This is a genomic window from Morganella sp. HSTU-ASny43 (genome assembly GCF_022819185.1).
Classification (GTDB): domain Bacteria; phylum Pseudomonadota; class Gammaproteobacteria; order Enterobacterales; family Enterobacteriaceae; genus Morganella; species Morganella morganii.
The window spans coordinates 44,669-67,072 of sequence record NZ_WSPG01000016.1; the positions used below are offsets into that span (position 1 = coordinate 44,669).

Sequence of the window (22,404 nt, forward strand, 5' to 3'; positions counted from 1 at the left end):
ATTACACCCGGCAGCAGGAAATGTGTCAAATTGACACAAATGGTTAAAAATCAACGGAGTTTATCTATTCGGGAGTCTTTCAGGGCTTCTTTGACCCGGCGCAGGTTATCGCGGAATTTGGGGCCGCGGCGCAGGGTAAAACCGGTGGCGAGGACATCAATAATCGTCAGCTGTGCCAGACGGGAGATCATCGGCATATAAATATCAGTGTCTTCCGGTACATTAAGAATGATGGTGAGAGAGGCTTCCGCCGCGAGCGGCGAGTTCTCGGAGGTGATGGCGAGCACGGTAGCGTCATTTTCACGGGCGATACGGGCGATTTCAACCAGGTTTTTTGTCCGGCCGGTGTGGGAAATTAAAACCACCACATCACCTTCGGTGCTGTTGATACAACTCATGCGCTGCATCACCACATCGTCGGAATAAATCACCGGGATATTGAAACGGAAGAATTTATTCATCGCGTCATGGGCGACCGCCGCAGATGCACCCAGGCCGAAAAAGGCGATTTTCCGGGCTTGTGTCAGGCAATCCACGGCGCGGTTGATGGTCAGCATATCGAGGGTGCTTCTGACTGCATCCAGACCAGCCATGGCGGACTCAAAGATTTTGCCGGTGTATGCCTCAACGGAATCATTTTCATCCACATTGCGGCTGACATACGGAGTGCCGTTTGCCAGGCTTTGCGCCAGCAGCAGTTTGAAATCCGGAAAACCTTTGGTGTCCAGACGGCGGCAGAACCGGTTAACGGTTGGTTCGCTGACATCCGCCATTTTGGCGAGTGTGGCGATACTGGAATGAATAGCTATTTGTGGTGCACCGAGGATCGTCTCTGCAACTTTTTTTTCCGATTTACTCAGGTAATCCAGACTGTTACGGAGACGGTCTAAAATATTCATGCCACTGTGCCTTTTATATTGATCTGTGTGACACACCGGCCACCCTCATTTTTTGAAAATATACTACGTAAGCCCGGGCAAAGGAGAGGGGAAACTCCCCCGGATCCGGCTTTTTTTTGAAAGTTTGAGCTGTGTCTGATTTTCATTTTAGTAAGTTTGCATCAAAAAAGTAATTAAATTACAAAACTGCACACAGAAAGACCGGCGACAGAGACCTGTCAGAATGTGCGGTAACCCGCATTTATGTTTACTGGCCAGGCGCAAACGAGTACATTATTCGTTATCTCTGTAACAAAATTACAATTCCACAGCCACGAAGAGAGGTTTTCTATGGCGCTGACAGCAACGGTTCCCGCCTGTGATTTAGTCATTTTCGGTACCAAAGGCGACCTCGCACGCCGCAAGTTACTCCCGTCTTTATATCAGCTGGAAAAAGCCGGTAATATTCATCCGGAAACGCGGATTATCGGGGCAGGCCGTGCGGACTGGTCCCGTGAGGAGTATCAGAAATTTGTTGAGGATGCGTTCAATACCTTCCTCAACGAGCAACTGGATCCGGTGCTCTGGGAACGATTCAGTGCCCGTCTGCTGTTTTGTAATCTCGATGTGAATGAGACCTCTCATTTCAAAAGCCTCGCCAATATTATTGCGGAAAACAAAAATACTGCTGTTTACTATTTCGCGATGCCGCCGGGCACGTTCAGCGCCATGTGCAAAGGGCTGGGTGAAGCGCATCTGAATAAAGAACCGAGCCGTGTGGTGATGGAAAAACCACTGGGTAATGATCTGGCCTCATCACAGGCGATCAATACCGAAGTAGCGAAATATTTTAAAGAGAGCCAGATTTACCGCATCGACCATTATCTCGGCAAAGAAACGGTACTGAACCTGCTGGCGCTGCGTTTTGCCAATTCCCTGTTTGTGAATAACTGGGATAACCGTACCATCGACCACGTCCAGATCACGGTGGCGGAAGAAGTGGGGATTGAAGGGCGCTGGGGTTACTTTGATAAAGCCGGGCAGATGCGTGACATGGTGCAGAGCCATCTGCTGCAAATTCTGACTATGATTGCCATGTCACCGCCGGATGACCTGACCAGTGACCGTATCCGTGATGAGAAAGTGAAGGTGCTGCGCTCACTGCGGACCATTGATATCACGAATGTCCGTGAAAAAACCGTACGCGGGCAATATACCGCCGGGTTTGTTCACGGCGAAAAAGTACCGGGTTATCTGGATGAAGAGGGCGCGAATACCGTCAGCCAGACCGAAACCTTTGTCGCTATCCGCGCGGATATCGACGACTGGCGCTGGTCCGGTGTGCCGTTCTATCTGCGTACCGGAAAACGGATGCCGTCAAAATGTTCGGAAGTGGTGGTCTATTTCAAACAGCCGTCCCTGAATATTTTCAATGAAACCTATCAGCATCTGCCGCCGAATAAACTGACTATCCGTCTGCAGCCGGACGAAGGTATTGATATTGAAGTGCTGAACAAAGCACCGGGGCTGGATCATAAACACCGTCTGCAAACCACCAAGCTGGATCTGAGTTTCTCGGAAACGTTCAACCAGACACATATTGCGGATGCGTATGAACGTCTGCTGCTGGAAGCTATGCGCGGTATTCAGGCACTGTTTGTCCGCCGTGATGAAGTGGAGGAAGCCTGGAAGTGGGTGGATTCTATTATGCACGCCTGGGCAATGGATAATGAACCGCCGAAACCGTATCAGGCAGGCAGCTGGGGGCCGATAGCTTCTATCGCCATGATGGCCCGTGACGGTCATGCCTGGAACGAAGTGGAATAATTATCCATCTGCGGTATCAGTAAAGGTAGTTAACCGGTTCAATATTTGCGTAATTATGACCATCTTCTGAATAAGAAGGTGGTCATTTTTTATAACTGTCTAAAAAATAAAATTATTTACTGAAAAATAATTCAGCGCACCATTGCTGAACTGCGTTACTTGTGCTAAAAATAATATGAATATTAATAACCGGAGGATTCTTTCATTGTTGTCACCCTGTCCGGGGACAGACAAAAGAATAAGACATCATGCAAAGCGACAGTAGTAGCAGGATTAAAATCCGACGTTCTACCCATGTACTTTTCCTTTCCGCTATCGTATCAAGCGAACACTACTGGTACGGCGAGTTATAGCTATTTCTCTTTTCGTCTGACGAACCAAGCGCGCCTGCGTTTTTGGTCACATCGTTACATTTAACGTTTTCGTTTCGCGATAAACGCACCCGTTCACGCAAACAGTCTGTTTTGCGCCGTGAACCTGTATGCGTTGTCCATCAGGAGAAATAACTATGATTTACTGGATGTTTTTAGGCTTAGCCATTATTACCGAGGTGATCGGTACATTGTCGATGAAATACGCGAGTGTCTCCGGTGACAGTGCGGGGATGATTGTGATGTATATCATGATTGCCTCTTCTTATATTTTATTATCCATGGCAGTGAAAAAAGTGGCCCTCGGGGTGGCTTATGCGCTGTGGGAAGGGATCGGGATCCTGATCATCACCACGTTTAGTGTGATGTGGTTCCATGAATCGCTGTCACCGCTGAAACTGGGCGGTCTGGCACTGTTAATCGCGGGTATCACCCTGATTAAATACGGCACCAAAAAAGTGCAGAAAAAGCAGCCTGCTGCCAAACCGGTTCGTGCGCCACTGAATGAGATGCTGAAAGGGGCGTAATATGTTATCGACATTTGAATGGTGGCACGGTGCATTTTTACTGCTGGCCGTGGTACTGGAGATTCTGGCGAATATCCTGCTGAAAATGTCAAACGGCTTTAAACGTCTGTGGCTGGGTATTTTATCGCTGCTGGCGGTATTGGGGGCATTCAGTTGTCTGGCACTGGCAGTCCGCGGTATCGAGCTTTCCGTTGCGTATGCATTGTGGGGAGCATTCGGTATTGTGGCAACAGTTGCCGCAGGCTGGATCCTGTTTAACCAGCGCCTCAATTATAAAGGCTGGAGCGGGATTATTCTGCTTCTGCTGGGTATGGTGATGATTAAGTTTGCCTGATCATTGCGTCACAGAAAAACAGCAGACAACCCGGAGTTGTCTGCTGTTTTTTTATGTCCGGAATTAAAATACACTGATGCAGGATGTACAGGTAAAATTCCGGATTATAAAAATGAAAATATTACTGATTGAAGATCATGAAAAGACCGGCAGCTGGGTTAAAAAGGGATTAGAGGAAGCCGGATTTATTGTTGATATCACGGCAGATGGCAGAGACGGGTTGTATCTTGCTCTGGAGAACAATTACCGGCTGGTTATTCTCGATATTATGTTGCCCGGTATGGATGGCTGGGAAGTGCTGAGAATATTGAGAACCGCCAAAATGGTACCGGTTATTTGTCTGACAGCCAGGGATGCAGTTGCTGACCGGGTAAAAGGACTGGAACTGGGCGCGAATGATTATCTGGTTAAACCGTTTTCATTTTCCGAATTACTGGCGAGAGTCCGGAATCAGCTGCGTACTTCTCAACCGGCTTCCAAAGTGATTGAGATCGCCGATCTCAGCATTGATCTGACCCGTCATGATGTACAGCGGGGAGGCGTGAAAATATCGCTGACACGTCAGGAATATTCACTGTTGCTTTTTTTTGCGCTGCATTCAGGGGAGATCCTGCCCAGAACACTGATTGCCTGTGAGGTATGGGGAATGGATTTTGAGAGTGATACCAATATTGTCGATGTGGCTGTCCGGCGGCTCAGAAAAAAAATAGATGACGATCATGATCGTAAATTAATTGAAACTGTCCGTGGTATGGGATACCGCCTGAACGGATCGGAATGATGAAAATACGTTCACTGAGATTTAAAATTGTATCATTATTTATGTTGCTGATGGTGGCAAACGCAGGTTTTGTCACACTGATCCTTTATCACTCTCTGAAAAATGAACTTGCCTCAAAAGATGATGACATCCTGATTAACCGTGCCGACCAACTGGCTAAACTGATAGTCAGTGGTATTGATATTAAATCGTTACCTGTTTATTTCCGGCGGATGATGGATATGCGGCAGGATGTTATTAAGATAGCAGATGCTGATAATCACGTTATTGTGGATACCAACCCGGAGATAACCCTGAATACCCGGGACAAACTTAATTATCCGGATAATCAGGAAACGCCTTTAATCTCATACCAGAATACGGATGATAACATGCCGGTTTCCGTGGTTAATTTTGAGATTCAGGCTCCTGAAGGTAAATTATATGTCACTCTGGCAAAGCGTTCGGTTGATCGCAGCAGTGTTTTACGCGGATATTTACAGCAAAGTCTGATTGTTTCCGTTATTGCTATTCTTCTGATGGTCGTCTTCAGTATATGGCTTATCCGCCGGGGATTGCAGGATATTACGCATCTCAGCCGGATCACCGCGAAAACAGATCTGCACTCTCTGGGACAGACGGTGGATATCAGCCGCTTACCGGATGAACTGAAAAGTTTGGGTGATTCATTGAATATCATGCGCTCACGGCTGAAAAATGATTTTGTCCGGCTGACACAACTTGCGGATGATTTAGCGCATGAATTAAGAACACCCATTAATGCCATTAAAATTCAGAATGAAATCACATTACAAAAAACGCGCACTGCGGATGAGTATGAAGCGATTATCGCCAGCAATACAGAAGAGCTGGATAAACTGGCAAAAATAATACAAAACATTCTGTTTATCGCCAGAGCAGAGAATAAAAATATTAATCTGAAGCGGGAAACCATCGTTGTTTCTGAGCTGGTTGAGGATATTTATGAGTTACTGGCATTTTATGCCGATGAGAAAAATATCCGGCTGGTTAATAAAATATCGGATGTGACGGTATCAGCAGACAAAGTATTGCTGATGCAGATTATGGTTAATGTTGTGTCAAATGCGGTTAAATATTCATATGAAAATACGGAGGTTATTGCCTGTGCAGAAAATAATCATGGCAGCACCGTCATTTCAGTGATGAACAAAGGTGATGTTGTTGCAAACAGTGAACAGGTCTTTACCCGCTTTTGGCGCGGAGATAATGCGAGAACGTCAGAAGGAAGCGGGCTGGGCTTATCGATTGTTCAGGCAATAACAGAATTGCATTCAGGTGAGGTCAGATTTGAACGTACCGGGTCATATAACACGGTAACCTTAATTTTTCCGGATACTCATCCCCTTTCATGACAAATTTGTCATCGTCCTGTCAGCTTTAAATTCAGATTATGCGGTATAACAGTTCCTGAATGTTATCACCGTGATTGTTGAATACAGGGACTCATCATGAAGAAAATAATACGATCGTCTGAGATTACGCCGGAATCCGTTTTTATGATGAAGCGCAGGAATCTGCTTAAATTATTAGGTGCCGGTACGGCCGGATTAATGGTCAGCCCGTCAGTCAGCGCCGGTCTGTTTTCGTGGTTTTCCGGCGATGATAAGCCCGGCGTTCCGGAGACAATCTTAAAAGACCTCAGTTATACAAAACCTGAAAAGTATCAGTCCGGCCTGGCATTAACGCCGGAGGATAAGGTGACTGGTTACAATAATTTCTATGAATTCGGCCTGAATAAATCGGACCCGGCTGAAAACGCACATACCCTGAAAACGGATGAATGGACACTGACAGTTGAGGGGGAAGTTAACCGGCCTCTGGTATTAAATGCCGATGAGATCCGTCATAAATTTCAGGCTGAAGAGCGTATTTACCGAATGCGCTGTGTGGAAGCATGGTCAATGGTTATTCCGTGGGTCGGTTTTCCTCTGAGAGATTTATTATTATCAGCGGAACCGAACAGCAAAGCGAAATATGTTGCTTTTGAAACGGTGTACGCTCCGGAACAAATGCCCGGTCAAAAGAGCCGTTTTACCGGAGGCGGGCTTCAGTATCCGTATATTGAGGGGTTGCGCCTGGATGAAGCACTTCACCCTCTGACACTGATGGCAACCGGTGTTTACGGAAAAGAACTGCCGAAACAAAATGGAGCACCTGTCCGGCTGGTGGTACCGTGGAAATATGGTTTTAAAGGCATAAAATCCATTGTTAAAATTCGCCTGACAGAATCTGAGCCGCCGACCACATGGAATCTTTCAGCACCCCGTGAATATGGGTTTTATGCCAATGTAAACCCGCAGGTTGATCATCCGCGCTGGTCACAGGCTACAGAACGTTTTATCGGCTCCGGAGGGTTAGGCCGGACAACACGGCAGCCGACATTACTGTTTAACGGGTATGCAGAAGACGTGGCAGAATTATATAAAGGGATGGATTTGCGGAGATATTTCTGATGATGAAATTATTCCGTTACCCGGTGGTTAAACTTTTTTTTCATATGACGGCAGTATTGCCACTGGTATGGCTTATTTATGCTGTGAGTTACGGGGTACTGGGGGCAGATCCCGCAAAAGACATTCAGCATTTCACCGGTATTATGGCACTTCGTTTAGTTATTATTATCGCAGTGATACCGGTGATTGCTTTTTATTTTAAGCTGAACAGTTTATATCAGGTGAGAAAATTACTCGGATTATGGTGTTTTTTCTGGGCAACGCTGCATCTGGCCAGCTATTTTTTTCTTGAAATAGGTGCAGAAAATACGGCACTCTTTTTCAGTGAGATACTTTCCCATTTTTATCTTAATCTCGGTGTGGCTGGCTGGTTAATTTTGTGCCTGATGGCAGTGACGTCGTCTGACCGGATACGCAACTTATCAGGCCGGTGGTGGAAACGAATTCATAATTTGCTGTATCCGTTGTTGTTTATTGTTATTACGCACTATATTTTAGCAGCGAAGACAGATACACCGGAACCGGCCATTTATCTGGTACTGGTTATTCTGGCGTACTGTCATCGCCGGCAGCAGCGAAGTAAAGAACAAGTATTACCCGATAAAATCGGGTAATACGATTATGCTGATTGTCTTCTGCTGTTATTTATCACTGTAATACTCATAAGTGGTACGGAAAGGTACTTCACCGGCCGGTTCACCGTTAATATGCCGGAGCCAGAGCCCTGCGGTACAGTTTTGATAGGTATCCCATTCTGTACACTGAATATCATTACCGGTGACGATCCCGATCGACTCCGTTCTTTCTGTTCCTTTATCCAGGCCGCCTTTCTCATTGTAGGTAAAATGGTAATTACTGAGAAGGGTCGGCGTGGTGTAAATACGGGTTACCCGGCCGGCACTGTCATATTCAAAGATCATACTGTAGGGTTTGGCGAGAACTTCGCCGTCTATCACTACAGAATGTATATTGCCATCGCGGTATTCCACAGCGCCGTTTTCGGTCAGGATAGTGCTGTTGCCCTCAATAAAATTTTCTGTCCGGTAGCCGCTAATCACTTGTTGTGCATCTTTGAGCAGGATAATCCGGCTGATGGTCGGGCGCTCTTTTTTCCGGCCGACTTCGTCTGAGGAAAAACGGTATTCCATACTGATGGCATCAGCGGTTTCCGCTCCGGCTACCTGTATATCAAAGGTCATGCCGTATTGCATACTTCTGCGGATGAAATCATAGTGAGTGATCTGTCCGCAGGGTGACAGTGTCACATTACTGGCAGAAAATATCCTGACATCGCTGTCCTGCTGATCGCTGTCGGTGACCATGGAGGATGATTTTACCGGTCCGTTCAGGTAAGAAAGCCCCATCATCCTCATATGATTGAGCCGGGTTTGTTCAGACATCGGCTGGCAGTCAGTTTCTGCGGCATAGGATGGCAGGGCGAAAACAGCGGAAAACAGCGCCAAAGGCAGAACTGAGCAGGTTACTGTGAGTTTTTTCACGATTTCTCCGGAAAGCTATAAATTCAGATTCATTTATTTCGATGGTAAGGGAGTTATTCCGTTCAGGCAACCAGACAAACAGACAATCTGCATTATTTATTCTGAAATTCTCTTAATGATATTCGCCGAAACAACAGTTTTAGAAAGTCAGAGTAACGCATTTCAGTATTGTCCGGAAAAGAATCACCAGATAAAATCACCTGCAGGCAGATTTTAAAGTAATGCTGCTGATAATATGTATGATATAGCTGATACAGCATATTCATTGTGAATGGCGTTCAGAAGAGGAGATGAATGGATTGAGTCAGATTTTATTATGAGAGAAAAATATGTAAAATGATTGATTACAATGAAATGGTAAAAAATGAATCGATGGAAGATGTTATCCTGTTTCTGGTTGCCAGGCGTGAAAGTGGTCTTATTTACCCGGCAATAGATCGTTTTTTTTATCGTCATAATGGCCCGGATAAATATGAGTCGTGTAATATTATGATTCTCCGCGAAACGCACCGGCTTCTGAATGAAGAAAAAATAATGTGCGGAGGAGAGAAAGGCGGCCTTTATATGAAAGGACCAAAATGGATTGAGCCCGATTTTATGTCAGAAGGAAAATATGAGATAGATTAAAAAATACATGCTTGTTATTTTTGAGTGCAATTATGAACATGCGTATTATATTTTATTAATCCGATTTTTCGGGAAAAATAAAAAAATAAGATAAATAATCATCCATAAAAATGAAACAATGAATAATCAATACAAAAAAGTGACCGCCATTGTGCGGTCACTTAACAGATCAAACAGGATATGCTTATTTCACTTCCGGCATCAGCCCGATAAAGACAGTTTTCTTACGCGGGCCGGTCATCAGGTCTTCCAGCTTTTCCACGCACTGTAAATAGTGCGGGGTTTTCTTATGTGCCGCCACGGCTGCATCATCGGCATAGGCTTCATAGATATAAAAGCGGGTTTCCACTTCCGGGTCCTGTAACACATCAAAACGCAGGTTACCGGGCTCTTTTATCGATCCCAGATGGTTTTCACGAAAAACGGCAATAAATTCATCCACTTTGCCGGGTTTCACATTAATTTCCACTAATGTTACGTTCAAAATTTACCCCTTGTTCTTTTCGCTCAGGAACAGCTGATAAGCCTGTGCTGCACTCTCACCGCCATGCACAACGGCACGGATCGCTTTCATCATGGCAACCGGGTTTTCGGACTGGAAAATATTCCGGCCCATATCCACCCCGGATGCGCCCTGGTCAATGGCGCGGAAACACATGTCGAGAGCTTCGTTTTCCGGCAGTTTTTTACCGCCTGCAATGACAATCGGTACCGGACAACCGGCGGTGATGCGCTCAAAACCTTCCTCAACAAAGTAGGTTTTGATGATATTAGCGCCCATTTCTGCAGCAATACGGCTGGCGAGTGAGAAATAACGCTGATCACGCGCCATATCTTTACCCACCCCGGTCACTGCCATTACCGGCATACCGACACGCATCCCCGCATCCACCATTTTGATGATGTTTTTGATGGACTGGTGTTCATGCTCAGTACCGATATAGACCTGAGCCGCAACCGCCGCCACATTCAGGCGTACCGCATCATCCATTGCCACCGCAACCGCTTCGTTGGAGAGTTCGGTCAGGATGGAGTTAGCACCGGATGCCCGCAGCACCACCGGTTTGTTGGTCGTGACCGGCACCTGGGCACGCAGGATCCCGCGGGTACACATCAGGACATCGGTATGCTCAAAAAGCGGGGCGATATTAATATCAATCCGCTCAAGGCCGGTGGTCGGCCCCTGGAAATAGCCGTGGTCAAAGGCCAGCATGACCGTTTTATTATCCTGCGGATTAAAAATACGGGCCAGACGCGACTGCATACCCCAATCCAGCGAACCGCAGCCTTTGAGGGTATAAAGGGTGTTTTTTTGCGGCGTATTAAGCCCGAAGTCTTTGCCGTCACGGATATCATCTAAATCAGCCATGGAATTCTCCCCTGGTTAAACTGGCGCGGAGGGTGCCCGCGCCATTGGTTAAATCAGCAACTACATCAGAAATCATAGTTGTTAATGTTCTCTTTGGTGAAGATCACGCGCTCAGGCAGTACCACAATCCCGTTGCCTTTTGCTTCGTAGTCATAGCCCTGAACACTGTTCGGGGAGACTTCAACTTCACCGACACCGGCGACGGTAATCTTATCGCCGACATTCAGTTCGCCTTTTTTCATCAGTGCATCAGCCACGGCGACAGAAATTTCGCCCTGTTTGACAACATCCCATAACGCGAACTGATTAACTGTGCCGCGCTCCACATACGGACGCATCACGTTCGGGGTACTGAACCCGACAACCGCCACATCGTTACGTTTCAGGTTCTCTTTGGCCTGAGCCGCCGCCGGCAGGGCGTTGGCATCCGGCGCGATAATCACATCCAGGTCACTCCAGGCATTAAGAATACCTTCGGCAGTCTGTAAGGATTTGGTGGCATCGTTATAACCGTACTGGGTGGTGACGACTTCCCAGCCCGGATGCTCGGCTTCGATTTTCGCTTTCGCTTCTTTGACCCACTGGTTCTGGTCAGTTACGGTCGGGCTGGAATAGAAGAAGGCGACTTTGGCTTTCTCTTTCTTCACCTGATCCGCAGCCATATCCACCAGGATGCCGCCGAGCTGTTTCGGTGTGCCCTGGTCGATATAAATGGAGCGGCATTCCGGGTTGGTATCGGAATCCCAGGTCAGGACTTTCACACCGCGCTGCATAGCGCGTTTCAGTGACGGACATAACCCGTCCGGCGAAACGGCAGAAACAATAATCGCGTCATAGCCCCGGTTAACGAAGTTGTTGATAAGCTGCACCTGACCGGACACACTCGGCTCGGTCGGGCCGTCGTAGGTGACATCGATACCGAGTTTTTTCCCGGCTTCCACAGCACCCTGGCCGCCGCTGGTAAAGAAGCCGACACCGACAAGTTTAGGAATAAAGGCGACTTTTTCTGCTGCATTCGCCCAGGAAACACATGCGAGACTTAATGCAGTGGCGAGCGCCAGTTTTTTCATGATGGGTTTCATGGTTTTCTCCATTTCGTCAAATCTGTGATAACAAACGTGTTTTACTCTGATACGAATTGCCTGTTGCGTTTACGCGCCCACCAGCCAAGGATGTGATGTCGGTGTAAAGAAACGGAACGACCAACAACGGCAACAATAAGCAGCGCACCCGAGAGTGCACTGGAGACCTGATTTGGTACGCCGATCATCTGCAATCCCTGCTGTAAAAAGCCGATCAGCAAAACAGCCAGCGCGGTGCCTAATACAGAGCCGGAACCGCCGTAAATATTGGCACCACCCAGTACAACAGCGGTGATAGCAGGCATCAGGAACGATGCCCCGAGATCCGCACGGGCAGAGCCGAAATAGGACACTAAAATGACAGAGGCGAGTGCGGCACTGACACCGACCATCGCATACAGCAGACAGATAGTGCGTGTCACCGGGAAAGCACTGTAGCGCGCGACACGGGCATTCTGCCCGATTAAAAAGACATTACGGCCCGGATGGGTACGGTGCAGATAAAACCAGAACACCAGTACACACAGGACAAAAATGATCAGCGGCAGCGGAATGCCGAGTAAATCAAGGTTAGCAAAATCAGTGAAGGCTGCCGGGAAGCCGCCGATCCCCTCAAAACCGGTCGCACCGGATAATCCGGAGAGCAGCAGGGCGCAGCCGCCGAACAGATACATGGTGCCGAGCGTAATCACCAGCGGGTTAACCCCGGTAAACAGGATCAGCAGGGCGTTAATCAGACCGCACAGTGCGCCGGTCAGCAGAGTGAGCGGAATAGCGGCAATCATCGGTACACCGGCCTGATTGAGGATCCCGAGTACAATGGCGGTCAGCCCGATAGTGGAACCGAAGGAGATATCCATCCCGCCGCTGACAATCACCAGCGTCAGCGGCAGCGCCACCAGACCGATACAGATAAAGTCACTGGTACTGAACAGCAGCACATTGACATCCAGCAGGCGCGGGTTACCCATACCGAATAACAGGATTTCGAGGACAATCAGCAGCGCCAGGGCAATTTCCCAGCCATAACGTTTGGTGATGCTCATTTTTTCGCCTCCTGCGGTGCGGAAGGATTAAGGAACCGGGCATAGCGCTGGGCGCGGAGGTTTTTCTCCAGCGCCACACGCAGACGGCCGTCAAAGACCAGAACCGCGAGTAAAACAAAGCCGGCGATAAAGTCATTCCACCAGGCCGGCAATCTGAGCAGCACCAGCACACTGTCAATCTGAGTCATAAAATAGGCACCGAGGATAGCGCCGACGATGGTACCGGTGCCGCCGAGCAGGCTGATCCCGCCCAGCACACAGGCGGCGATGGCTTTCATTTCAAGGCCGTTACCGGTCTGATTCGGGATAAAACCGATTTGTGAGGCAAACACAATCCCGGCGAGTGCCGCCATCATGCCGTTTACAGAGAAGGCAATGATGCGGGTGCGATCAACCGGCACACCCAACTGGCGCGCGCCCTGTAAGTTATCGCCGGTGGCGTAGAAACCGCGTCCGGCGGTGGTGCGGGACAGGAACAGAGTCATCAGAATAATCAGCAGGATAATAAACCAGCCGATTGGCGACAGCCCGAGGAAAACCGGTTTTGACAGATCTTTCAGTTCCGCCGGTAAACCTTCAATCCATTTTCCGCCGGTGAGCAGCAGCATAATGCCGCGATACAGCCCGAGCGTACCGAGGGTGGCAACAATGGCGGGGATCCGCAGCCAGGTGACCAGGATGCCGTTGAAGAATCCGGCCAGCAGACCGGCAGCGACAGTCAGCAGGATCGCCACCGTCAGCGGCAGTCCCGCATTCAGCGCGATACCGACAATCACTGCACACAGCCCGGTGGTGGATCCGACAGACACATCAATATTACGGGTCAGCATCACCAGGGTGGCACCGATGGCCAGCAGCATCTGGATTTGCGCACTGCCGAAAATCATGGTGACGGTTTGCAGACTGAAATAACGGGTTTCCATGCCGCCGAGCAGGACAAACAGGCAGAGAATAGCAAGCAGTGCCGTTACTTCACGGTTATTCTGGATATATTTCAGCATGATGCAGCCTCCTGTAACGGGCTGCTTTCTGTTTCTGTCTGCGGGCGGTGTTCGCCGAACGCCATATGCATAATGGTGTCGGTGTTCAGCTCGTTGTGCTGCAATTCCCCGGAGAATTCCCCCTGATGCATCACCAGCACGCGGTCAGCCAGTGCCACCACTTCATCGAGGTCAGAGGAAATCAGTAAAATTGCCACATTCTGTTGTGCGATACTTTGTATCAGCTGATAAATGTCATTACGGGCGCCGACATCCACGCCGCGTGTCGGCTCATCAATAATCAGCAGTGACGGATTGGCTTCGAGGCATTTGGCGATCAGGATCTTTTGCTGATTACCGCCGGACAGCGTACGTACCGTCTGTTGCCCGTCACTGAATTTAATATTGAGGGCGCGGCGGTAACGCTCGAGCAATGCATCATCCCGCGAGCGGTTGACCAGCAGCCCCTGGTGGTTATGCACCAGCGCACCGATATTCCAGGTGAGCGGGGCATCAAGAAAAAGTCCGGAGGCCTGACGGTCTTCAGGTAAACAGACCAGCCCCCGGGTGAGGCGTTTTTCACTGCTGACACCGCGCAGATTGTCACCGTTGAGGAAAACCTCTCCGGCGATCAGCGGGCGCAGCCCGTACAATGTTTCTGCGAGTTCGGTCCGGCCGGCGCCGACGACACCGGCCAGCCCGACCACTTCCCCCGGGTTGACAACAAAACTGATGTTACGGAATCCTTCGCCGCACGCATTGCGGACATCCAGTACCGGCGTATCATCCTGCGGACTGTTACGGGTGGCGGACAGATCCAGCCAGAGCTTCTGCGTCTCTGACAGCGGCTTTTTCTTCGCTTCAGGTGTGATGGCCTGAATAATTTCATCAGTGGAAAACTGTTTTGCCGGACCGGCCAACGCGATATTTCCGTCACGCATCACGCTCAGGTAATCGGCAATGGCATGTATTTCCGGCAGTTTATGCGAGATAAAGACAATCCCGACACCCTGCTGCTGTAATTCCCGCACCCGCTCAAACAGGCGTTCGGTTTCGGCGGGGGTCAGAGATGCTGTCGGTTCATCAAGAATAAGGATGCGGGAATCCCGCATCAGACCGCGCATGATCTCCACCAGCTGCTGATCCGCCACATTCAGGCTGCCCGCGCGCGCACTGAGATCAAAATTGCAGCGTAGTGAAGTCAGCATCTGCTGTAATTTGGCTTTGCCCGCCTGATGTTTCGGCAGACGGAACAGAATGTTTTCCTGTACAGACAGATTCGGGAACAGCAGCGGCTCCTGGGGAACCAGATACAGCCCCAGCTGATGGGCTTTCGCCGGAGTCAGGTGCGATATCTCCTGACCTTCCAGCGTCAGGGTGCCTGCATCCGGCTGTTCAATCCCTGCAATAATTTTCATCAGCGTGGATTTTCCCGCGCCGTTGCCGCCCAGCAGCGCATGAACCTGTCCCGGCAACAGTGTGAAATCGATGTGTTTGAGGACAACCACACCGGAGAACTGTTTGGCTATTCCGCGGGCGGTGAGCAGCGGCTGAATCGGGTGTTGCTTCTCTGACATAACGGCACCTCTGGTGTTATGGGTATTGCTGCCGGATGTTATGTGGTTAAGAAAACATCAATAAAATGAACATTTATAATTTATAAACACATTTGTTCATAAATGTAAGCCATAAAAATCAAATAAGACAATATTTCGGCCATATTTTGTGAAAAAATCAGATCTGCGTTAGAATTTGTTCAAAATTTTGGCCTGCACCTCTGGCAGATTTCTGTAAAAGGTGCTTATCTGTAAAAACGGAAAACAAAAGTTCACATGACAACAGTTTCAAAAAACACGAAAGCAGCCCCGGTAAGCTCCGTTTCTTCGATGGACTATGACGCCTCAGGACTTAGTATGAATGAAGAAGAGTTATTGGCCCGTATTGCCTGGTTTTATTACCACGATGGTCTCACGCAGGGAGATATCGGGGATCTGCTCGGTCTGACACGGCTGAAAGTTTCGCGTTTGCTCGAAAAAGGACGTCAGTCCGGCGTTATCCGGGTGCAGATAAATTCCCGGTTTGAAGGCTGCCTTGAACTTGAAGATATTCTGAAAAAAAGATTTTCGTTAAAGCAAATTCGCATACTCCCGGCACTGAACGGTCCGGAAATCCATACCCGTCTTGGCGTGGCCGGTGCACATCTGCTGATGTCACAGCTTTCGCCCGGCCAGTTGCTGGCAGTCGGGTTCGGGGAGGCGGCAATGGCGACATTGCAGCATCTGAGCGGGTTTGTCTCTTCGCAGCAGATCCGTCTGGTGACACTTTCCGGCGGCGTCGGGCAGTACATGACCGGCATCGGCCAGCTTGATGCCAACTGCCCGGTCAGCATTATTCCGGCACCGCTGCGGGCATCAAGTGCCGCAGTGGCAGCGACATTCCGTCAGGAACGCAGCGTGCAGGATGTGCTGATGGCAGCCAGTGCAGCGGATATTGCCGTTGTCGGCCTGGGCGCTGTGAATCAGAAACAGGATGCGACCATTATGCGTTCCGGCTATATCAGCAGCGGCGAACAGCTGATGCTGGCACGGCGCGGGGCGGTCGGGGATATCCTTGGCTACTTTATCGGCCGCGAAGGGGAACTGACAGAAGAAGTGGAGATGCACCGCGAACTTATCGGCATCACCCCCGCAGAGCTGAAAAATATTCCGACGGTGGTCGGGGTGGCGGGCGGTGAGGAAAAAGCCGAGGTGATTGTGGCGGCACTGCTGGGGGGCTATATCAACTCTCTGGTGACAGACGAGCAGACGGCACGGGTGATGCTGACATTATTAACCTGATGCACTGACTGTCCCGCAGACGAAAATCACGCTGTATTTCATGGTGTAACGGTATCAGTCCAATTGAATTTGTGAGGATGGCGACATGAATCAGATTACGGGCAGCGGCTCATCAGAAAAATACCTGATGGCGCTGGATGCGGGAACAGGCAGTATCAGAGCCGTTATTTTTGATCTTCACGGCAATCAGGTGGCGGTCGGACAGGCGGAGTGGCGTCACAATGAGCTGCCGGATGTACCGGGCTCGATGGAATTTGATCTGCCGGTGAACTGGCAGCTGGCGTGTCACTGTATTGCGCTGGCGCTGAAAAATGCCGGTCTGCCTGCTTCGGCGATTGCCGGGGTGGCGGCCTGCTCAATGCGTGAAGGCATTGTACTGTATGACCGCAACGGCGAACCGATCTGGGCATGTGCCAACGTGGATGCGCGCTCAAGCCATGAAGTCAGTGAATTAAAAGAGCTGTACGATAACACTTTTGAATATGATGTTTATCAGTGCTCCGGCCAGACTTTAGCCCTCGGCGCAATGCCGCGTCTGCTGTGGCTGGCACACCACCGGCCTGATATCTACCGGCAGGCGGGCACACTCACCATGATCAGCGACTGGCTGGCCTGTAAACTGACCGGCGAGCTGGCAGTTGATCCTTCCAATGCCGGCACCACCGGGATGCTGGATCTGAAAACCCGTGACTGGCGGCCGGGCCTGCTGGAAATGGCCGGGCTGCGCGCGGATATTCTCTCACCGGTCAAAGAAACCGGTACCGTGCTGGGCTATATCACAGCGAATGCCGCGAAAGAGTCGGGTCTGGCAGAAGGCACGCCGGTGGTGATGGGCGGCGGGGATGTTCAGCTGGGCTGCCTCGGGTTGGGCGTGGTCAGAGCGGGACAAACTGCGGTGCTCGGCGGCACGTTCTGGCAGCAGGTGGTGAATTTACCTGCACCGGTCACTGATCCGGATATGAATACCCGCATCAACCCGCATGTGATCCCGGGGATGGTACAGGCGGAATCCATCAGTTTCTTTACCGGCCTGACGATGCGCTGGTTCCGTGATGCGTTCTGCGCGGAAGAAAAAATCATCGCTGAACGTCTCGGCGTGGATACTTACTCATTACTGGAAGATATGGCCGCCCGGGTGCCTGCCGGCTCTCACGGCATCATGCCGATTTTCTCCGATGTGATGCGGTTTAAATCCTGGTATCACGCGGCGCCTTCCTTTATTAACCTCTCCATTGATGCGGAAAAGAGTAACAAAGCCTCGCTGTTCCGCGCACTGGAGGAGAACGCTGCGATTGTTTCATCCCTCAATCTTGATCTGATTGCTAAATTCAGTGGTGTGAAGGCTGATTCACTGGTGTTCGCTGGTGGTGGTTCGAAAGGCAAGTTGTGGAGCCAGATCCTGGCGGATGTTACCGGGGTACCGGTGCGGGTACCGGTCGTAAAAGAAGCCACGGCGCTGGGGTGTGCGATCGCCGCCGGAGCGGGTGTCGGGTTATATGATGATATGGTGACGGCGGGTGAGCGTCTGGTGCAGTGGCAGCATGAGTATCAGCCAAATCCGGCACACCGTGAAGTTTATGACAAAGCCAAACAGAACTGGCAGAAGGTATATGCGGATCAGCTTTCGCTGGTGGATTCCGGCCTGACAACATCGATGTGGAAGGCGCCGGGATTAAAATAAACCCTCATTTCAGTAAAAAGCAGAGATACCGTGTGTCCGGGTAAACCTGCGATGATGGGCAAAGGAAACGAAAAGCATGCGCGTCATGGATGACGCGCCTGAGCGCACAGGGATGTGTTTACAGCGGCTTTTCGTTTTTGCCCGTCATCAGCAGAGACACTGAATTAACAGAGATCTCTGCTTTTTCAACACTTAGACAGCCGCGATCACTTTGATTTCGACTTTATAATCCGGGTGCATCAGAGCAGCTTCCACGGTGCAGCGAACCGGCGCACTGCCTTTCGCGACCCATGCATCCCAGGCGGTATTCATACCGGCAAAATCGGCTTTGTCTGCCAGGAAAATGGTCGCATCGAGGATTTTGCTTTTATCTGAACCGGCGCGGGCCAGAATTTTATCGATCGCGTGCAGGGCACTGGTGGTCTGGGCAGTAATATCGCCGCTCAGATCTTCCGGAACACTGGTGTAATAAACGGTGTTGTTGTGTACAACCGCTTCAGACCAGCGGTCTTCCGGATCAATTCGCTGAATTGTCATTCTCTCTCCTGTAAATATATCCAGTTTCTTACACGGCAAGGTGGTGCTATTGCTCAACCCTTGGCATAATTAGCGCCTATTTTGTCAGAAGAGAACGCGCGTGTCAGACGATTTTGCAAAAAACGGCCGCTTAGCCCGTGTCATTCCCGGTTTTCAGCCGAGGGAAGCCCAGGTCACTATGTCGGCGGCGATCAGCCGGATAATTGAAACGCAGGGGCAACTGGTGGCGGAAGCCGGAACCGGGACCGGCAAAACGTTTGCCTATCTGGTACCCGCGCTGCGTGCCGGAAAGAAAACTATTATTTCCACCGGCTCCAAAGCGTTGCAGGATCAGCTCTATAACCGCGATCTCCCCACCATTATTCAGGCGCTGGATTATGACGGCAGGGTGGCACTGCTCAAAGGGCGCTCGAACTATCTTTGTCTGGAGCGGCTGGAGCAGCAGACTCTCGGCGATATTAATATGGAGCCGGAAACGCTCACGCAGATAGTGGCAGCGCGGCGCTGGGCAACAGCGACTGAACTGGGGGATATCACCACCTGTCACGATATTCCGGAAGATAGCCCGGTCTGGCCGTTGATCACCAGTACCAACGATAACTGCCTCGGCAGCGACTGTCCGCAGTATAAAGAATGCTTTGTACTGAAAGCCCGGCGCAAGGCACTGGAAGCGGATGTGGTGGTGGTCAACCATCATCTGTTTATGGCGGATCGCGTGGTGAAAGACACCGGTTTCGGGGAGCTTATCCCTGAGGCGGATGTGATTATTTTTGATGAGGCGCATCAGATCCCGGATATCGCCAGTCAGTATTTCGGTCAGCAGCTCAGCAGCCGTCAGTTATTTGATCTGACCCGCGATATCACATTAGCCTACCGCAGCGAGCTGCGTGACCAGGCGCAGTTACAGAAATGCGCGGATCGCCTGACGATGAGTGTGCAGGATTTCCGGCTGGCACTCGGTGATACCGGTTTTCGCGGTAATCTGCGGGAACTGCTGGCACAGCCGCAGTTTCAGCGGGCGCTCACCTTGCTCGATGATGCGCTGGAACTCTGTTATGACGTGATGAAGCTCTCTCTCGGCCGCTCTGCCATGCTGGATGCGGCGTTTGAACGGGCGACCCTGTACCGCAACCGGCTCAAACGGCTGAAAGATGTTTCCATCCCCGGTTACAGTTACTGGTTTGAAAGCTATGGACGTCATTTCCTGCTGGCACTGACACCGCTGACCGTAGAAGACAAATTCCGCGAAATGATGAGTAATCAGAAAATGGCGTGGGTATTTACATCCGCGACACTGTCGGTGAATGATGATCTGCACCATTTTACCCGCCGCCTCGGGCTGGATAACGCCGAAACCCTGATCCTGCCGAGCCCGTTTAATTATCAGGAACAGACTCTGCTCTGTGTGCCGCGTTTTCTGCCGTCGCCGAATCAGTACGGTGCGGCAAAACAGCTGGCGGAACAACTGCGCCCGCTGATCAACCATAACCGTGGCCGCTGTTTCTTTTTATGCACCTCACACCAGATGATGCGTGATCTCGCCGCCGAATTCCGCCAGTCACTGACACTGCCGGTGCTGGTGCAGGGGGAAACCAGTAAAACACAGCTGCTCCGTGATTTTATCTCCTCCGGTAATGCCTTGCTGGTGGCCACCGCCAGTTTCTGGGAAGGGGTGGATGTGCGCGGTGATGCACTGACCTGTGTCATCATCGACAAACTGCCGTTTACCGCACCGGATGACCCGCTGCTGAAAGCACGCATGGAAGATTGTCAGGTACGCGGTGGCGATCCGTTCCGTGATGTTCAGATCCCGGATGCGGTGATCAGCCTTAAACAGGGGGTCGGGCGGCTTATCCGTGATACGGAGGATTACGGCGTGATTGTGATCTGTGATAACCGGATTGTTATGCGGCCTTACGGGGAAATCTTCCTGAAAAGTCTGCCGCCGTCGCCACGGACCCGTTCACTGACCAAAGCTGCGGAATTTCTGGCAGCACGGCAGTCACAGCGCCGCACAGCGGAATAACACTGAATCAGTTTCGCAATAAAAGTCACTGTTACCGTGATTTTTTTGTTACCATAAACCTTATTTATTTGCCGGAGTTATGGCATGTCCAGCCGAATTTTAGCCTTAGATACAGCAACAGAAGCCTGTTCTGTTGCACTTTACAACAATGGTGAGATCACCGCCGATTTTGCCGTCACCCCCCGCGAACACACACAGCGCATTCTGCCGATGGTGCAGGCGGTGCTGGCACAGCAGAATCTCTCTCTCCGTGATCTTGATGCACTGGCCTTTGGTCAGGGGCCGGGCAGCTTTACCGGCGTGCGGATTGGTGTCGGGATCGCGCAGGGTCTGGCGCTGGGCGCTGAGCTGCCGATGATCGGTGTCTCATCACTGGAAACCATGGCGGAAGGGGTTTTCCGTACTGCCGGGCTCTCCCGTGTGCTGGTTGCCATTGATGCCCGCATGGATGAAGTGTACTGCGCGGCGTATGTCCGTGATGAGCAAGGTATTTTCCGGCAGGAACTGGCGGAAGCAGTGCTGAAACCGGCTGATTTTGTCACCCGCTGTGCCGCACTCACCGGCGAATGGGGACTGGCAGGCACCGGCTGGGCGGCGTATCCGCAGATGCAGGAAACGCTGACCCTCAGCACACAAATGACAGAGATTACGCTGCCGCATGCACAGGATATGCTGCCGCCTGCACTGAATGCACTGCGCCGCGGGGAAACATCTGCCCCTGAATCGGCAGAGCCGGTGTATTTGCGCAACGAAGTGACCTGGAAGAAATTACCGGGCCGGGAATAACGTAAAAAAATAGCCTGTGTCAATTGTTGAACCGGCAATCATCAGCCACAATAAATGAATACTATCCGTCACAGGAGCTCATATCATGATGAATCGCTTACGGGGCAGTCTGAAGTATGGTGTTGTGATTTTATCACTGGCGCTGGCCGGCTGCGCCACAGTACCGGAATCCATTAAGGGCAGCGGCACCACGATGCTGACGGATTTTCAGGCCGTTCAGAAAGCGCCGCAGGCTTACAAAGGGATGGAAGCGCGTTTCGGCGGGCGGGTACTCAGCGTGCAGAATCAGCCGGATATGACACAACTGGAAATCGCGGTGATGCCGCTGAACAGCACCGGTGCGCCATTCCTCGGTTCAACGATCACCGGCCGGATGTATGCCCGGATCAACAGTTTTATGGAGCCGGATAACTTCCGCGACCAGTATGTCACGGTGGTCGGGCTGATGAACGGTACACAAGCCGGTAAGATAGGCGATGTTCCTTATACTTTCCCGGTGATTGATGTCACTGGTTTCCAGCGCTGGCACCAGGCACGGCAGGTGATTATGCCGCCGCCGGTGTATGGTCCGGATCCGTGGCGCTGGCATAACGGGTACTACGGCGGCGGCTATTATGGCGGCGGCTGGTATTATCCGCCGGGACCGGCAGTGGTGCAGGATTATTTAGTACCTTAATCGCGCGGATTTGCGGGTACGGTAACCTTAAAGTTCAGCATAAATGCGGATTTGAGTGTATAATCC

At 50.7% G+C, this 22,404-nt stretch carries 22 protein-coding genes; 13 read left to right on the plus strand and 9 right to left on the minus strand.

Annotation, left to right across the window (positions count from 1 at the left end):
- Positions 1 to 50: 50 nt before the first annotated feature.
- Positions 51 to 899, minus strand: a complete 849-nt coding sequence (locus GN208_RS10310) for a MurR/RpiR family transcriptional regulator (RefSeq protein ID WP_004237479.1) — start codon at positions 897 to 899, stop codon at positions 51 to 53.
- Between the two features lie 330 nt (positions 900 to 1,229).
- On the opposite strand from GN208_RS10310, the gene zwf reads away from it, so the two are divergent.
- The 7 genes from zwf to GN208_RS10345 all read left to right on the plus strand — a co-directional run bounded on the left by zwf (position 1,230) and on the right by GN208_RS10345 (position 7,806).
- The gene (gene zwf, locus GN208_RS10315) at positions 1,230 to 2,705 is read left to right on the plus strand and encodes a glucose-6-phosphate dehydrogenase (RefSeq protein ID WP_004237480.1); all 1,476 of its coding nucleotides are present in this window, start codon (positions 1,230 to 1,232) and stop codon (positions 2,703 to 2,705) included.
- Between the two features lie 508 nt (positions 2,706 to 3,213).
- Entirely contained in the window at positions 3,214 to 3,603 is a 390-nt protein-coding gene (mdtJ, locus tag GN208_RS10320) for a multidrug/spermidine efflux SMR transporter subunit MdtJ (RefSeq protein WP_004237482.1), read from the plus strand.
- A 1-nt stretch (position 3,604) separates the two neighbouring features.
- Positions 3,605 to 3,937, plus strand: a complete 333-nt coding sequence (mdtI, locus tag GN208_RS10325) for a multidrug/spermidine efflux SMR transporter subunit MdtI (RefSeq protein WP_004237484.1) — start codon at positions 3,605 to 3,607, stop codon at positions 3,935 to 3,937.
- Between the two features lie 112 nt (positions 3,938 to 4,049).
- Complete coding sequence (locus GN208_RS10330) at positions 4,050 to 4,718, plus strand: heavy metal response regulator transcription factor (protein WP_015422693.1); 669 nt, start codon at positions 4,050 to 4,052, stop codon at positions 4,716 to 4,718.
- A complete protein-coding gene (locus tag GN208_RS10335) occupies positions 4,715 to 6,091 on the plus strand; it encodes an ATP-binding protein (protein ID WP_004237487.1) in 1,377 nt (458 codons plus the stop codon). Before GN208_RS10330 ends, GN208_RS10335 begins: the two co-directional genes overlap by 4 nt.
- 96 nt (positions 6,092 to 6,187) lie before the next feature.
- Positions 6,188 to 7,192, plus strand: coding sequence for a protein-methionine-sulfoxide reductase catalytic subunit MsrP (gene msrP / locus GN208_RS10340; RefSeq protein ID WP_004237488.1), 1,005 nt, complete (start codon positions 6,188 to 6,190; stop codon positions 7,190 to 7,192).
- Complete coding sequence (locus tag GN208_RS10345) at positions 7,192 to 7,806, plus strand: protein-methionine-sulfoxide reductase heme-binding subunit MsrQ (RefSeq protein ID WP_004237490.1); 615 nt, start codon at positions 7,192 to 7,194, stop codon at positions 7,804 to 7,806. Before msrP ends, GN208_RS10345 begins: the two co-directional genes overlap by 1 nt.
- 27 nt (positions 7,807 to 7,833) lie before the next feature.
- Here GN208_RS10345 and GN208_RS10350 read toward each other — a convergent pair whose 3' ends face one another.
- The gene (locus GN208_RS10350) at positions 7,834 to 8,691 is read right to left on the minus strand and encodes a hypothetical protein (RefSeq protein WP_015422694.1); all 858 of its coding nucleotides are present in this window, start codon (positions 8,689 to 8,691) and stop codon (positions 7,834 to 7,836) included.
- Between the two features lie 336 nt (positions 8,692 to 9,027).
- Between GN208_RS10350 and GN208_RS10355 the strand changes: the two genes are divergently transcribed.
- Complete coding sequence (locus tag GN208_RS10355; RefSeq protein ID WP_004237492.1) at positions 9,028 to 9,318, plus strand: hypothetical protein; 291 nt, start codon at positions 9,028 to 9,030, stop codon at positions 9,316 to 9,318.
- Positions 9,319 to 9,502: 184 nt separating this feature from the next.
- Here GN208_RS10355 and lsrG read toward each other — a convergent pair whose 3' ends face one another.
- From lsrG to lsrA, 6 genes are all read right to left on the minus strand, one after another.
- A complete protein-coding gene (gene lsrG, locus GN208_RS10360) occupies positions 9,503 to 9,802 on the minus strand; it encodes a (4S)-4-hydroxy-5-phosphonooxypentane-2,3-dione isomerase (RefSeq protein ID WP_015422695.1) in 300 nt (99 codons plus the stop codon).
- 3 nt (positions 9,803 to 9,805) lie between these two features.
- Positions 9,806 to 10,687 carry a 3-hydroxy-5-phosphonooxypentane-2,4-dione thiolase gene (lsrF, locus tag GN208_RS10365; protein WP_004237494.1) on the minus strand — a complete coding sequence of 294 codons (882 nt, stop codon included), beginning with the start codon at positions 10,685 to 10,687 and terminating at the stop codon, positions 9,806 to 9,808.
- 65 nt (positions 10,688 to 10,752) lie between these two features.
- Complete coding sequence (lsrB, locus tag GN208_RS10370; RefSeq protein WP_015422696.1) at positions 10,753 to 11,769, minus strand: autoinducer 2 ABC transporter substrate-binding protein LsrB; 1,017 nt, start codon at positions 11,767 to 11,769, stop codon at positions 10,753 to 10,755.
- A gap of 41 nt (positions 11,770 to 11,810) precedes the next feature.
- Positions 11,811 to 12,815, minus strand: a complete 1,005-nt coding sequence (lsrD, locus tag GN208_RS10375; RefSeq protein ID WP_004237496.1) for an autoinducer 2 ABC transporter permease LsrD — start codon at positions 12,813 to 12,815, stop codon at positions 11,811 to 11,813.
- Positions 12,812 to 13,816 (minus strand): autoinducer 2 ABC transporter permease LsrC, encoded by a 1,005-nt coding sequence (gene lsrC / locus GN208_RS10380; RefSeq protein ID WP_004237497.1) that lies wholly within the window; start codon positions 13,814 to 13,816, stop codon positions 12,812 to 12,814. Before lsrC ends, lsrD begins: the two co-directional genes overlap by 4 nt.
- Entirely contained in the window at positions 13,810 to 15,372 is a 1,563-nt protein-coding gene (gene lsrA / locus GN208_RS10385) for an autoinducer 2 ABC transporter ATP-binding protein LsrA (RefSeq protein WP_004237498.1), read from the minus strand. Before lsrA ends, lsrC begins: the two co-directional genes overlap by 7 nt.
- 309 nt (positions 15,373 to 15,681) lie before the next feature.
- On the opposite strand from lsrA, the gene lsrR reads away from it, so the two are divergent.
- Both lsrR and lsrK read left to right on the plus strand, forming a co-directional pair.
- Positions 15,682 to 16,632, plus strand: a complete 951-nt coding sequence (gene lsrR / locus GN208_RS10390; RefSeq protein WP_046024608.1) for a transcriptional regulator LsrR — start codon at positions 15,682 to 15,684, stop codon at positions 16,630 to 16,632.
- Positions 16,633 to 16,717: 85 nt separating this feature from the next.
- Entirely contained in the window at positions 16,718 to 18,313 is a 1,596-nt protein-coding gene (gene lsrK / locus GN208_RS10395) for an autoinducer-2 kinase (protein ID WP_004237500.1), read from the plus strand.
- 192 nt (positions 18,314 to 18,505) lie between these two features.
- On the opposite strand, the gene GN208_RS10400 is transcribed toward lsrK, so the two are convergent.
- Complete coding sequence (locus GN208_RS10400) at positions 18,506 to 18,850, minus strand: RidA family protein (RefSeq protein WP_004237501.1); 345 nt, start codon at positions 18,848 to 18,850, stop codon at positions 18,506 to 18,508.
- Positions 18,851 to 18,950: 100 nt separating this feature from the next.
- Between GN208_RS10400 and GN208_RS10405 the strand changes: the two genes are divergently transcribed.
- From GN208_RS10405 to GN208_RS10415, 3 genes are all read left to right on the plus strand, one after another.
- Entirely contained in the window at positions 18,951 to 20,876 is a 1,926-nt protein-coding gene (locus tag GN208_RS10405) for an ATP-dependent DNA helicase (RefSeq protein ID WP_015422697.1), read from the plus strand.
- An 84-nt stretch (positions 20,877 to 20,960) separates the two neighbouring features.
- Positions 20,961 to 21,662, plus strand: a complete 702-nt coding sequence (gene tsaB / locus GN208_RS10410; RefSeq protein WP_036417553.1) for a tRNA (adenosine(37)-N6)-threonylcarbamoyltransferase complex dimerization subunit type 1 TsaB — start codon at positions 20,961 to 20,963, stop codon at positions 21,660 to 21,662.
- An 85-nt stretch (positions 21,663 to 21,747) separates the two neighbouring features.
- Positions 21,748 to 22,338 (plus strand): Slp family lipoprotein, encoded by a 591-nt coding sequence (locus GN208_RS10415; RefSeq protein ID WP_004237505.1) that lies wholly within the window; start codon positions 21,748 to 21,750, stop codon positions 22,336 to 22,338.
- Positions 22,339 to 22,404: the final 66 nt, after the last annotated feature.

What these genes read in the sequence shown, in the direction of transcription:
- lsrD (WP_004237496.1), bottom strand. Translation starts at nt 12,815, where the DNA reads ATGAGCATCACCAAACGTTATGGCTGGGAAATTGCCCTGGCGCTGCTG.
- GN208_RS10400 (WP_004237501.1), bottom strand. Translation starts at nt 18,850, where the DNA reads ATGACAATTCAGCGAATTGATCCGGAAGACCGCTGGTCTGAAGCGGTT.
- GN208_RS10330 (WP_015422693.1), top strand. Translation starts at nt 4,050, where the DNA reads ATGAAAATATTACTGATTGAAGATCATGAAAAGACCGGCAGCTGGGTT.
- mdtJ (WP_004237482.1), top strand. Translation starts at nt 3,214, where the DNA reads ATGATTTACTGGATGTTTTTAGGCTTAGCCATTATTACCGAGGTGATC.
- lsrK (WP_004237500.1), top strand. Translation starts at nt 16,718, where the DNA reads ATGAATCAGATTACGGGCAGCGGCTCATCAGAAAAATACCTGATGGCG.
- lsrB (WP_015422696.1), bottom strand. Translation starts at nt 11,769, where the DNA reads ATGAAACCCATCATGAAAAAACTGGCGCTCGCCACTGCATTAAGTCTC.
- zwf (WP_004237480.1), top strand. Translation starts at nt 1,230, where the DNA reads ATGGCGCTGACAGCAACGGTTCCCGCCTGTGATTTAGTCATTTTCGGT.
- lsrC (WP_004237497.1), bottom strand. Translation starts at nt 13,816, where the DNA reads ATGCTGAAATATATCCAGAATAACCGTGAAGTAACGGCACTGCTTGCT.
- mdtI (WP_004237484.1), top strand. Translation starts at nt 3,605, where the DNA reads ATGTTATCGACATTTGAATGGTGGCACGGTGCATTTTTACTGCTGGCC.
- msrP (WP_004237488.1), top strand. Translation starts at nt 6,188, where the DNA reads ATGAAGAAAATAATACGATCGTCTGAGATTACGCCGGAATCCGTTTTT.
- GN208_RS10345 (WP_004237490.1), top strand. Translation starts at nt 7,192, where the DNA reads ATGATGAAATTATTCCGTTACCCGGTGGTTAAACTTTTTTTTCATATG.
- GN208_RS10415 (WP_004237505.1), top strand. Translation starts at nt 21,748, where the DNA reads ATGATGAATCGCTTACGGGGCAGTCTGAAGTATGGTGTTGTGATTTTA.
- tsaB (WP_036417553.1), top strand. Translation starts at nt 20,961, where the DNA reads ATGTCCAGCCGAATTTTAGCCTTAGATACAGCAACAGAAGCCTGTTCT.
- GN208_RS10310 (WP_004237479.1), bottom strand. Translation starts at nt 899, where the DNA reads ATGAATATTTTAGACCGTCTCCGTAACAGTCTGGATTACCTGAGTAAA.
- lsrF (WP_004237494.1), bottom strand. Translation starts at nt 10,687, where the DNA reads ATGGCTGATTTAGATGATATCCGTGACGGCAAAGACTTCGGGCTTAAT.
- lsrR (WP_046024608.1), top strand. Translation starts at nt 15,682, where the DNA reads ATGGACTATGACGCCTCAGGACTTAGTATGAATGAAGAAGAGTTATTG.
- GN208_RS10335 (WP_004237487.1), top strand. Translation starts at nt 4,715, where the DNA reads ATGATGAAAATACGTTCACTGAGATTTAAAATTGTATCATTATTTATG.
- GN208_RS10355 (WP_004237492.1), top strand. Translation starts at nt 9,028, where the DNA reads ATGATTGATTACAATGAAATGGTAAAAAATGAATCGATGGAAGATGTT.
- lsrA (WP_004237498.1), bottom strand. Translation starts at nt 15,372, where the DNA reads ATGTCAGAGAAGCAACACCCGATTCAGCCGCTGCTCACCGCCCGCGGA.